This window comes from Pseudomonas sp. BAV 4579, from assembly GCF_009765395.1.
GTDB classification, from domain to species: Bacteria; Pseudomonadota; Gammaproteobacteria; order Pseudomonadales; family Pseudomonadaceae; genus Chryseomonas; species Chryseomonas aestiva.
Genome location: NZ_WHOV01000043.1, coordinates 17372 through 28673 on the forward strand (window position 1 = coordinate 17372; position 11302 = coordinate 28673).

Annotated in this window: 11 protein-coding genes; 10 read left to right on the forward strand and 1 reads right to left on the reverse strand. The window is 65.4% G+C overall.

The window, feature by feature from the left end; translation table 11 throughout:
• The first annotated feature begins 20 nt into the window (after positions 1-20).
• The 3 genes from GSQ95_RS10890 to GSQ95_RS10900 all read left to right on the forward strand — a co-directional run bounded on the left by GSQ95_RS10890 (position 21) and on the right by GSQ95_RS10900 (position 2961).
• On the forward strand, positions 21-1232 hold the full coding sequence (locus GSQ95_RS10890) for an AGE family epimerase/isomerase (RefSeq protein WP_158895358.1): 1212 nt from the start codon (positions 21-23) through the stop codon (positions 1230-1232).
• A gap of 62 nt (positions 1233-1294) precedes the next feature.
• On the forward strand, positions 1295-2695 hold the full coding sequence (locus GSQ95_RS10895; RefSeq protein WP_158895360.1) for a carbohydrate porin: 1401 nt from the start codon (positions 1295-1297) through the stop codon (positions 2693-2695).
• A 92-nt stretch (positions 2696-2787) separates the two neighbouring features.
• Positions 2788-2961, forward strand: coding sequence for a DUF1289 domain-containing protein (locus GSQ95_RS10900; RefSeq protein ID WP_082900493.1), 174 nt, complete (start codon positions 2788-2790; stop codon positions 2959-2961).
• Positions 2962-3220: 259 nt separating this feature from the next.
• Here the strand turns inward: GSQ95_RS10900 and GSQ95_RS10905 are convergent, their stop codons facing one another.
• Positions 3221-4096, reverse strand: a complete 876-nt coding sequence (locus GSQ95_RS10905) for a LysR family transcriptional regulator (protein WP_158895362.1) — start codon at positions 4094-4096, stop codon at positions 3221-3223.
• 140 nt (positions 4097-4236) lie between these two features.
• Here GSQ95_RS10905 and leuC point away from each other — a divergent pair, with 140 nt between their 5' ends.
• The 7 genes from leuC to GSQ95_RS10940 all read left to right on the forward strand — a co-directional run.
• On the forward strand, positions 4237-5661 hold the full coding sequence (gene leuC / locus GSQ95_RS10910) for a 3-isopropylmalate dehydratase large subunit (protein ID WP_133860865.1): 1425 nt from the start codon (positions 4237-4239) through the stop codon (positions 5659-5661).
• Positions 5662-5672: 11 nt separating this feature from the next.
• Entirely contained in the window at positions 5673-6317 is a 645-nt protein-coding gene (gene leuD / locus GSQ95_RS10915; protein ID WP_158895364.1) for a 3-isopropylmalate dehydratase small subunit, read from the forward strand.
• Positions 6318-6362: 45 nt separating this feature from the next.
• Positions 6363-7127: a class I SAM-dependent methyltransferase gene (locus GSQ95_RS10920; RefSeq protein ID WP_158895366.1), complete on the forward strand. Its 765-nt coding sequence runs from the start codon at positions 6363-6365 to the stop codon at positions 7125-7127.
• A 19-nt stretch (positions 7128-7146) separates the two neighbouring features.
• The gene (gene leuB, locus GSQ95_RS10925) at positions 7147-8229 is read left to right on the forward strand and encodes a 3-isopropylmalate dehydrogenase (protein WP_158895368.1); all 1083 of its coding nucleotides are present in this window, start codon (positions 7147-7149) and stop codon (positions 8227-8229) included.
• A 197-nt stretch (positions 8230-8426) separates the two neighbouring features.
• Complete coding sequence (gene asd, locus GSQ95_RS10930) at positions 8427-9539, forward strand: aspartate-semialdehyde dehydrogenase (RefSeq protein WP_133860861.1); 1113 nt, start codon at positions 8427-8429, stop codon at positions 9537-9539.
• Between the two features lie 77 nt (positions 9540-9616).
• The gene (locus tag GSQ95_RS10935) at positions 9617-10612 is read left to right on the forward strand and encodes an aspartate-semialdehyde dehydrogenase (RefSeq protein ID WP_158895370.1); all 996 of its coding nucleotides are present in this window, start codon (positions 9617-9619) and stop codon (positions 10610-10612) included.
• Between the two features lie 123 nt (positions 10613-10735).
• Positions 10736-11302, forward strand: a 567-nt coding sequence (locus tag GSQ95_RS10940) for a FimV family protein (RefSeq protein WP_372241640.1), incomplete at its 3' end; no start/stop codon positions are given.

Below are 11302 nucleotides of genomic sequence, written 5' to 3' on the forward strand. Positions count from 1 at the left end.
ATAGTCGTCAAGGAAACCCGATGGACTTCCCCGATTTTCGTCGTCGCGACACCCTGCTGGAGCACGTCCGCCATACCCTGGCGTTCTACCATCCCCGCTGTGTCGATCCGCAGGGCGGCTTCTATCATTTCTTCAAGGACGATGGCACGGTCTACGATCGGCAGACCCGCCACCTGGTCTCCAGCACCCGCTTCGTCTTCGATTTCGCCATGGCCTACCGGCACTATGGCGATCCGGCCTTTCTGGAAGCGACCCGCCACGGCCTGAGATACCTGCGCGAGCGGCATCGCCAGGCCAACGGCGGCTATGCCTGGCTGCTCGACGGCGACCAAGTAGTGGATGGCACCAATCACTGCTATGGCCTGGCCTTCGTGGTGCTGGCCTACGCCCATGGCCTGCAGGCGGGCATCCAGGAAGCGCGCAACTGGCTGAGCGAAGCCTGGGAATCCCTGGAGACCCACTTCTGGCGTGAAGCCGATGGCCTCTATGTCGACGAGATCAGCGCCGACTGGCAGACCGTGGCGCCGTATCGCGGCCAGAACGCCAACATGCACGCCTGCGAAGCCCTGCTCGCCGCCTTCGAAGCCAGCGGCGAGGTGCGCTACCTGGATCGCGCCGAGACCCTGGCGCGCAACATGACCCAGCGCCAGGCCGCGCTGACCTTGGGGCAGGGCGGGGTGGCCGACGAGGTCCCCGGTGGCCTGGTCTGGGAGCACTACCACAGCGACTGGTCCATCGACTGGGACTACAACCGCGACGATCCGGCCAACCTGTTCCGGCCCTGGGGTTTCCAGCCGGGGCACCAGATCGAATGGGCCAAGCTGCTGCTGATCCTCGAACGCCATCGCCCCCAGCCCTGGTTGCTGCCGCGTGCCCAGGCGCTGTTCGACATCTCCTGGCGCCTGAGCTGGGATGGCGAGCACGGCGGCCTCTATTACGGCTTCGCCCCGGACGGCTCGCCCTGCGATCCGGACAAGTACTTCTGGGTGCAGGCCGAGGCCCTGGCCGCCGCCGCGTTGCTCGCGGAGCGCAGTGGCGAGGCCCGCTACTGGGAACACTATGAGGCGCTCTGGCGCTACAGCTGGACGCATTTCATCGATCACGAGCACGGCGCGTGGTGGCGCCTGCTCGACCGTCGGAACCAGAAGTACTCCGACGACAAGAGTCCGGCCGGCAAGGTCGACTACCACACCATGGGTGCCTGTTACGAAGTCCTCAACGTCCTGCCGTAAGTATTAGAGACGCGGGTTTCGGGCCCTGGGTGTCATCACTTCAATAAAAAGGGATCTCAGTAATGAACAAGCAAAACCACAAGAATCGTCCGGGGCGCGCACTGCCCCTGGTATCGCTGCTGGCCCTGGCGGTCGCCGCGGGTGCCCAGGCGGCGCCCCAGGCCAATCCGGGTGGCAACTTCAGTGGCGTCAACAACACCGAGGCCGCCTTCGAGCCGCTGGGCAACACCATGACCGGTGACTGGGGTGGCGTGCGCAAGGACCTGCGCGACAAGGGCTGGGACATCAAGCTCGAATACGTCGGCGAGGGCGCGACCAACCTGCGTGGCGGCTACGACGACGACCGCACCGGGCGCTGGAGCTCCCAGTACATGTTCGGCCTCTGGGGCGACATGAACAAGATCGCCGGTTGGGAGAACTCGGTGTTCAAGCTGGCCATCACCTCCCGTGACGGCCGCAACCTGACCGATGACCGCATTACCGATCCGCGCGTGGGCGGCTACTCCTCGGTGCAGGAAGTCTATGGCCGTGGCCAGACCTGGCGTCTGACCCAGCTGTGGCTGTCCAAGGGCTTCTTCGACGGCCGGCTGGACATCAAGGCCGGTCGCTTCGGCGAAGGCGAGGACTTCAACTCCTTCGAGTGCGACTTCCAGAATTTGGCGTTCTGCGGTTCCCAGGTCGGCAACTGGGAAGGCGTCTGGTACAACTGGCCGGTCAGTCAGTGGGCCCTGCGCGTCAAGTACAGCCTGACCCCCGAGCTGTTCGTCCAGGTCGGCGCCTACGAGCAGAATCCGTCGCTGCTGGAAACCGGCAACGGCTTCAAGCTAAACGGAAGTGGCACCAAGGGTGCGGTCCTGCCGGTGGAAATGGTCTGGTCGCCCAAGGTCAACGGCCTGCCGGGCGAATACCGCGTCGGCTACTACTACAGCACCGCCGATGCCAACGACGTCTACGAAGACGTCAATGGCGACTCCGCCGCCCTTACCGGGCTGGATTACAAGGAGCACTCCAGCAAGCACGGCTACTGGGTCGTGGCGCGTCAGCAGATCACCGCGCACAACGATGATCCGAGCCGCGGCCTGTCGGTGTTCGCCAACTTCACCGCCCATGCCAAGGACGTCAACAAGGTCAGCAACTACGTCCAGGCCGGTCTGGTGTACAAGGGCCCCTTCGACGGCCGTCCCAAGGATGACATCGGCTTCGGCGTCGCGCGCATCAGCACCAACAGCGACTTCCGCGACAACCAGCGCGCCCTCAACCAGGCCGCCGGTGCCACCGACTACGATGATCCGGCCTACACGCCCCTGCAGCACAACGAGTACGACGCCGAGATCTACTACGGCGTGCACGTGACCAACTGGCTGACCGTGCGCCCCAACCTCCAGTACATCAAGAGTCCGGGTGGCGTGCGTGAAGTCGATAACGCCGTGGTGGGCGGCCTGAAGGTTCAAGCGGTTTTCTAAATCGCCCCCATAGCCCACCATCCTGCCGGATGGCGCTGGACAGGGCCCTGCGGTGGTTATACTGCAGGGCCTTTTTCATTTCCGAGGTTGCCGTGGGTAAGGTCGAAAGTCCCTGTATCAGCCAGTGCAAGATCAAAGACGACGTCTGCCAGGGATGTGGCCGCAAACGCTCAGAGATCAAGGGCTGGAAGGAGCTCAAGGACCGCGAGCGCAAGGAAGTCATCGACAAGTCGAAGAAGCGCCTGAAAAAGCTCAAGAAGGGCTGATATGTTCCTGTCGGCACCCTAGGTTGGGTTGAGCGCAGCGAAGCCCAACAAGGCCAAGCCAACTCCCCACTGTTGGGCTTCGAGGATAAAGCCGCCTCAGCCAAACCTGCGCCTGATGGAGTCGAGCGCTCGCTTGGCCAGCCCCCTCTCCCTGCGGGAGAGGGTTGGGGTGAGGGCGCTTTTCGCCAACGAACACCCGGGTGGAAAAGGCTGCGCCGTTTTCCACGCTACGGTTAACCGGGCCATCGAACGCCGCTCACTATGCCCGCTCCACCTCATCCAGCAATCCCATGAACGCCTGCGCCGCATTCGAATGGGTGCGCTCCGTATGCAGGATGTACCCCAGCCGTCGCTCCAGCTGAATCCCCGGCAGCGGCAGCCGGCTTACCTGATCGTCCAGCAGGGTCCGCGGCAGCACGCTCCAGGCCAGGCCGATGGACACCAGCATCTTGATGGTCTCCAGGTAGTTGGTGCTCATGGCGATATTGGGTATCAGTCCCTGGGCATCGAACAATCCATGCACGATCAGGCGGGTAAAGGTATTGCCACCGGGAAACACCGCCGGATGCCGCGCCACATCGGCCAGGGTGATCTCCGCCTGGTTCGCCAGCGGATGTTCGGGCGCCGCCACGAAGTCCAGGGGATCGCTCCACACGGGTACCGCCTTGATCGGCGCCGCGGTCTGGGGCGCCAGGGTGATGATGGCCAGCTCCACCCGCCCATGCAGGATCTCGTCGTAGGCCGCTTCCGAATCGAGAAAGCGGATATCCAGGGCGACGTCGGGATAGTCCCGGGTGAAGCGCCTGAGGATCGGCGGCAGGCGGTGCAGGCCGATGTGGTGACTGGTCGCCAGCGTCAGCCGGCCACCGATGGCGCCATTGAGATTGGTCAGCGCCCGCCGGGTGTCATCGATCACGTCTAGAATCTGATAGGCGCGGGGGAGCAGGGCGCGTCCCGCCTCGGTCAGGCTGACCTCGCGCCCGATGCGATCGAACAGTCGCAGCCCCAGTTGCAGCTCCAGGGCCGCGATGCGCTTGCTCACCGCCGGCTGGGTCAGGTGCAGGCGCTCGCCGGCGTCGGAGAAGCCGCCGGTTTCGGCCACCGCGACAAAGGCATTCAGATTGGCGAGGTCCAAGACGTCGAATTCCTGTTGGTTATGCGCTTCATGAAAAAGATGAATTTGTTTCATGCGAGCCTAGCGCGGTATCTTTGACCCCACAAGCACCAAGGGCATGCAAAGGCCCGTGCCGTTCCACGCCTGATGAGGAATCCACCATGGCTGGCAAGACGCTCTACGACAAACTCTGGGATATGCACCTGGTCAAGCAGCGCGACGACGGTTCCGCGCTGCTCTACATCGACCGCCACATCATCCACGAAGTGACCTCGCCCCAGGCCTTCGAAGGCCTGCGTCTGGCCGGCCGCAAGCCCTGGCGTCTGGACGCCAACCTGGCGACCCCCGATCACAACGTGCCGACCACCCCCGATCGCAAGGAAGGCCTCGATTCCATCAAGGACGAGATCTCGCGCATCCAGGTCCGCACCCTGGACGAGAACTGCGACGACTTCGGCGTCACCCAATTCAAGATGAACGACGTCCGCCAGGGCATCGTCCACGTGATCGGTCCGGAGCAGGGCGCCGTGCTGCCCGGCATGACCGTGGTCTGCGGTGACTCCCACACCTCCACCAACGGCGCCTTCGGTGCCCTGGCCCATGGCATCGGCACCTCCGAGGTCGAGCACGTGCTCGCCACCCAGTGCCTGGTGGCCAAGAAGATGAAGAACATGTTGGTGAAGGTGGAGGGTGAGTTGCCCTTTGGCGTCACTGCCAAGGACATCGTCCTCGCGGTGATCGGCAAGATCGGCACCGCCGGCGGTAACGGCCATGCCATCGAATTCGCCGGCAGCGCCATCCGCGCCCTGTCCATGGAAGGCCGCATGACCATCTGCAACATGTCCATCGAAGCCGGTGCCCGGGTCGGCATGGTGGCGGTGGACCAGACCACCATCGACTACGTTGAAGGCCGTCCCTTCGCGCCCACCGGTGCCGTCTGGGAGGCCGCTGTCGCCCAGTGGCGTGGCCTGGTGTCCGATGCCGACGCCCATTTCGACACCGTAGTCGAACTCGACGCCACTCAGCTCAAGCCGCAGGTCAGCTGGGGTACCTCGCCGGAGATGGTCCTGGCCGTCGATCAACAGGTGCCGGACCCGGCTCGCGAAGCCGATCCGGTCAAGCGCGGTTCCATCGAGCGTGCCCTGAAGTACATGGGCCTCAAGGCCAACCAGCCGATCACCGACATCGTGCTGGATCGCGTCTTCATCGGCTCCTGCACCAATTCCCGCATCGAGGACCTGCGCGCCGCCGCCGCCGTGGCCAAGGGCCGCAAGGTCGCCGCCACCCTCAAGCAGGCGCTGGTGGTACCCGGCTCCGGCCTGGTCAAGGCGCAAGCCGAGCGCGAAGGCCTGGACAAGGTGTTCATCGAAGCCGGTTTCGAATGGCGTGAGCCGGGCTGCTCCATGTGCCTGGCGATGAACGCCGACCGCCTGGAGAGTGGCGAGCATTGCGCCTCCACCTCCAACCGCAACTTCGAGGGCCGTCAGGGAGCCGGTGGCCGCACCCACCTGGTGAGCCCGGCGATGGCCGCCGCTGCCGCCATCGCCGGTCGTTTCGTCGACGTCCGCGACTTCGCCAACGCCTGAGGAGCCTGACCATGCAAGCCTTTACCCAGCACACCGGTTTGGTCGCACCCCTGGATCGCGCCAACGTCGACACCGACCAGATCATTCCCAAGCAATTCCTCAAGTCGATCAAGCGCACCGGCTTCGGCCCCAACCTGTTCGACGAGTGGCGCTACCTGGACGTCGGCCAGCCCGGCCAGGACCACAGCAAGCGGCCGCTGAATCCCGAGTTCGTGCTCAACCAGCCGCGCTACCAGGGCGCCAGCATCCTGTTGGCCCGTGAGAACTTCGGCTGCGGTTCCAGCCGTGAACACGCGCCCTGGGCCCTGGATGGCTACGGCTTCCGTTCGGTGATCGCGCCGAGTTTCGCCGACATCTTCTTCAACAACAGCTTCAAGAACGGTCTGTTGCCGATCATCCTCGGCGATGCCGAGGTGGACGAGCTGTTCCGCCAGGTCGAAGCCAACGAGGGCTACCAGCTGGTGGTCGATCTCGAGAGCCAGACCGTGCGCCGTCCCGATGGCGTGGCGCTGTCCTTCGAGATCGATGCCTTCCGCAAGCACTGCCTGCTCAACGGCCTGGACGACATCGGCCTGACCCTGCAGGATGCCGACGCCATCGGGAGTTTCGAAGCCCGCTATCGCCAGAGCAGTCCCTGGATGTTCCCCAGCGCCTGAACCCAGTCGCCGGCCCGCGCGGCCGGCGCTCCTTCCGGAGGCTCCATGAGCGGTGACCACGAGCAACACGTACAGCAGCAATTCGGCGCCACCGCCGAGGCCTATCTGACCAGTGCCGTCCATGCCCAGGGCGCCGAGCTCCTCGAGCTGCGCGACGCCGTGGCCCAGCGGGAAGGCGCCAAGGTGCTGGATCTCGGTTGCGGGGGCGGTCACGTCAGCTACAACGTGGCGCCCGTGGCCGGGCAGGTGATCGCCCTGGATCTGGCCGAGGAAATGCTCTCGGTGGTCAAGCGCAGCGCGGCCGAGCAGGGCCTGGACAACATCAGCGTCCAGCCCGGCATGGCCGAGCACCTGCCCTTCGGTGATGCCAGCTTCGACTTCGTCTTCAGCCGCTATTCGGCGCACCACTGGCGCGACATCGGCGCGGCCCTGCGCGAAGTGCGCCGGGTGCTGCGCCATGGCGGCGAGATGGCCATCATCGATGTGATCTCGCCGGCCAATCCGCGCCTGGATACCTATCTGCAGACGGTGGAAATCCTGCGCGACATCAGCCACGTGCGTAACTATTCCTTCGCCGAGTGGCACCGCCTGCTGGACATGGCGCGCCTTGGCGTGACCCGCTGCCGTCGCCAGCGCCTGCGCCTGGACTTCGCCAGCTGGACCGCGCGCATGCGCACCCCCGAGCCGCAGTGCCAGGCCATTCGCAGCCTGCAGAGCAAGATCGGCCAGGAAGTGCGCCATTATTTCGAAATCGACCGCGACGGCTCCTTCACCGTCGACGTCATGGTTCTCTGGGCTCAGCCCATCTGATTTGAGACAGGAAAAGACAATGAGCAAGCAGATCCTCATCCTGCCGGGCGACGGCATCGGTCCGGAAATCATGGCCGAGGCGGTCAAGGTGCTGGAAGTGGTCAACCGCGACCATGACCTCGGCTTCGAACTGGTCCATGACGACCTGGGCGGCGCCGCCATCGACCGGTACGGCGTGCCCCTGGCCGATGAGACCCTGGCGCGCGCCCGCGCCGCCGCTGCCGTGCTGCTGGGCGCCGTGGGCGGTCCCAAGTGGGACAAGCTCGAACGCGACATCCGTCCCGAGCGTGGTCTGCTGAAGATCCGTTCCGCCCTGGGCCTGTTCGGCAACCTGCGCCCGGCCATCCTCTATCCGCAACTGGCCGAGGCCTCGACCCTCAAGCCGGAAGTGGTCTCCGGCCTGGACATCCTCATCGTCCGCGAGCTGACCGGCGGCATCTACTTTGGCTCGCCGCGCGAGACTCGGGTGCTGGAGAACGGCGAGCGCCTGGCCTTCGATACCCTGCCGTACAGCGAAGGCGAGATCCGCCGCATCGCTCGCGTCGGCTTCGACATGGCCCGTCTGCGTGGCGGCAAGCTGTGTTCGGTGGACAAGGCCAATGTCCTCGAGTCCAGCCGCCTGTGGCGCGAAGTGGTGGAGGAGGTGGCCAAGGACTATCCGGACATCGAACTCAGCCACATGTACGTCGACAACGCCGCCATGCAGCTGGTCCGTGCACCCAAGCAGTTCGATGTCATCGTCACCGACAACATGTTCGGCGACATCCTCTCCGACGAAGCCTCGATGCTGACCGGTTCCATCGGCATGCTGCCCTCGGCGTCCCTGGATGCCAACAACAAGGGCATGTATGAACCCTGCCACGGCTCGGCACCCGACATCGCCGGCCAGGGCGTGGCCAACCCCCTCGCGACCATCCTTTCGGTGGCCATGATGCTCAGATACACCTTTGGCGCCGCCGCGGCGGCCGAGGCCATCGAGGTGGCGGTGGGCCAGGTGCTGGACCAGGGGCTGCGGACCGGCGACATCTGGTCGGAAGGCAAGCAGCGGGTCGGTACCCGCGAGATGGGCGAAGCAGTAGTGGCCGCCCTCGTAAGGCGGTAGGCTCTACCTGAAAAGTGCCTGCGCTCGGCCAGGCGGCGTTGAAAACCAGCTCGGAATGCTCATTTACGCGGTGTAAACTGCGCTTCCTCGCTGATTTTCGCCTTGCCTGACCGTCGCTCGGCGACTTTTCAGGCAGGCCTATCTGATCGGCCGCCGGGGGAGGCGGCCGTCCTCAAGACAATAAAGGTGCAGTAGCGATGAAACGTGTAGGTCTGATCGGTTGGCGTGGCATGGTGGGCTCCGTGCTCATGCAGCGCATGCTCGAAGAACGGGATTTCGACTTGATCGAGCCCGTGTTCTTCACCACCTCCAACGTCGGCGGCGAAGGCCCGGCCATCGGCAAGGGCGTGGCGCCGCTCAAGGATGCCTACAGCATCGACGAGCTCAAGACCCTCGACGTCATCCTCACCTGCCAGGGCGGCGACTACACCAGCGAGGTGTTCCCCAAGCTGCGCCAGGCCGGCTGGAAAGGCTACTGGATCGACGCGGCCTCCAGCCTGCGCATGCAGGATGACGCCGTCATCGTGCTGGACCCGGTCAATCGCCGCGTCATCGACCAGGCCCTGGCCGATGGCCGCAAGGACTTCATCGGCGGCAACTGCACCGTCAGCCTGATGCTGATGGCCCTGGGCGGGCTGTTCGAAGCCGGTCTGGTGGACTGGATGAGCGCCATGACCTACCAGGCCGCCTCCGGCGCCGGCGCCCAGAACATGCGCGAGCTCATCCGCCAGATGGGCGCGACCCACGCCGCCGTGGCCGACAGCCTGGCCGATCCGGCCAGCGCCATCCTCGACATCGACCGCCAGGTCGCCGAGACCCTGCGCAGCGAAGCCTTCCCCACCGAGCAATTCGGCGTCCCCCTGGCCGGCAGCCTGATCCCCTGGATCGACAAGGAACTGCCCAACGGCCAGAGCCGCGAGGAATGGAAGGCCCAGGCCGAGACCAACAAGATCCTCGGGCGCTTCAAGAATCCCATCCCGGTGGACGGCATCTGCGTGCGCATCGGCGCCATGCGCTGCCACAGCCAGGCGCTGACCATCAAGCTGAACAAGGATGTGCCGCTGTCCGACATCCATGGTCTGATCAGTCAGCACAATCCCTGGGTCAAGCTGGTGCCGAACAACCGCGAGGTCAGCATGCGCGACCTCACGCCAGCGGCCGTCACCGGCACCCTGAGCGTACCGGTCGGCCGGCTGCGCAAGCTGAACATGGGTTCCCAGTACCTGGGCGCCTTCACCGTGGGCGACCAGCTGCTGTGGGGCGCCGCGGAGCCGCTGCGGCGGATGCTGCGCATCCTGCTGGAGCAGTGAGCCGACGGCTAAACGTTTGCTTATAGAGGAGGGCCGCCAGTAAAGTGCGGCCCTCTTTCGTTGCGGACCGTCCCATCATGACTGCCAGAGATATCGCCCTCGTCGGTGCCACCAGTGCCTACGGCGAAGCCATTCGCGAACTCCTCGACGAGCGCGACGTGCCCCTCGGGCGCCTGCACCTGCTCGCCAGCGGTGAGTCGGCGGGGCAGAATCTGCCCTTCCGAGGCAGCAATCTGCGCGTCACCGGCCTCGACGGCTTCGATTTCGCCCAGGTCGGCATCGTCATCCTGGCCGCGCCGGCCGCCGTGGTCGAAACCCTGCGGCCGCAACTGGTCGCTGCCGGTTGCGCCGTGCTGGATCTCAGCGGCGCCTCGGCCGCGTTGTCCGTGCTACCACGCATCAATGGCGAGCGCCTCGACCAGCTCCCGGCTGCCGCCTGGCTCGGCGTTCCCCTGGCAGCTGCCCAGGCGGCCGCCAGCGTGGCTGCCGTGCTCGCTCGCTTGAATGCTCTCAATGATGCGTCCCTGACGGCGTGCCTGGCCGCCTCCGGTGCCGGCCGTGGTGGCGCCGAGGAATTGGCGCGGCAGGCCACTGAATTGCTCAACGGTCGACCGGTCGAGGCGCGGCTGTTCGAAGGACAGCTGGCCTTCAATCTGCTCGGTCGCACCGGCGCAGCGACAGCGGATGGCTATACTGCCCAGGAACATCGCTTGCTGGACGAATGTCAGCAGGTGCTGGGAGCGCGCTTGCCGGTGCTGGACGTCACCGCCGTGCAGGCGCCGGTGTTCTTTGGCGACAGCCTGGCGCTCAGCCTGAGGGCCCAGGCGCCCTGGCAGCTGGAGCAGGTGCTGGAGGCCCTGGGTGACGAGCCGGGCCTGGCGCTCGACGAAGAACTCGATTGCCCGTCTGCCGTGGGCGATGCCCTGGGCCGGGAAGAGGTGCTGGTGGGACGGGTGAGGCTGCATCCGCGGGATGCCCGCCGGCTGGAATGTTGGCTGGTGGCGGACAATGTCAGATTATCGGCACTGACGGCCGTTCAGCTGGCCGAATTGTTGCTTAAACAGTCGGCCTAAAAGATACTTCGTGAAATGCTTCGCTCTTTTGGCTTGAGCAAAAGGGCAGTGGACGTGGCACGCAGCGATGGACACAGGCGCCCGCACGGTGGCGCGATCGACAGCTTCTTAAAAGGGACGGTCATGGTTCGAGTTCAGAAACTGGTGCGGGCAATTGCAGCGGCGAGCGCCTTGATGTCTGGCGCGGCCCAGGCCCTCAGCCTGGGGGAGATCCACCTCAATTCGGCCCTCAATCAGCCCTTCGATGCCACCATCGATCTGTCGGACCTGCGTGATCTCGGTACCGCCGAGTTGCGCCCCAATCTGGCGTCCGTCGAGGATTTCGGCAAGGCCGGCGTCGACCGCGCCTTCTTTCTCAACGATCTCAAGTTCACCCCGGAGGTGCGCAACGGGCGCACCGTCATCCGCGTGACCTCGGCGCGTCCGGTGCGCGAGCCCTATCTCAACTTCCTGCTGGAAGTGAACTGGCCGAGTGGCCGGATCCTGCGCGAGTACACCGTGTTGCTGGATCCGCCGCTCTATACCCCCCAGGCTGCGGCAGCGCCGTTCGCGCCCCAGGTACCGGCCACGCCGCGAGCGCGCGCCAACACGCCGGGCACACCGCGTCCGGCCACGCCGCCGGCCGCGCCAGCACCGAGCGCGACCCAGACACGGGGCACCTACACCACCGAGCGGCGCGATACCCTCTGG

Excerpts from the sequence above, each read along its gene's own strand:
- GSQ95_RS10890 (WP_158895358.1), top strand. The coding sequence starts at position 21 with ATGGACTTCCCCGATTTTCGTCGTCGCGACACCCTGCTGGAGCACGTC.
- GSQ95_RS10895 (WP_158895360.1), top strand. The coding sequence starts at position 1,295 with ATGAACAAGCAAAACCACAAGAATCGTCCGGGGCGCGCACTGCCCCTG.
- asd (WP_133860861.1), top strand. The coding sequence starts at position 8,427 with ATGAAACGTGTAGGTCTGATCGGTTGGCGTGGCATGGTGGGCTCCGTG.
- leuC (WP_133860865.1), top strand. The coding sequence starts at position 4,237 with ATGGCTGGCAAGACGCTCTACGACAAACTCTGGGATATGCACCTGGTC.
- leuB (WP_158895368.1), top strand. The coding sequence starts at position 7,147 with ATGAGCAAGCAGATCCTCATCCTGCCGGGCGACGGCATCGGTCCGGAA.
- leuD (WP_158895364.1), top strand. The coding sequence starts at position 5,673 with ATGCAAGCCTTTACCCAGCACACCGGTTTGGTCGCACCCCTGGATCGC.
- GSQ95_RS10920 (WP_158895366.1), top strand. The coding sequence starts at position 6,363 with ATGAGCGGTGACCACGAGCAACACGTACAGCAGCAATTCGGCGCCACC.
- GSQ95_RS10935 (WP_158895370.1), top strand. The coding sequence starts at position 9,617 with ATGACTGCCAGAGATATCGCCCTCGTCGGTGCCACCAGTGCCTACGGC.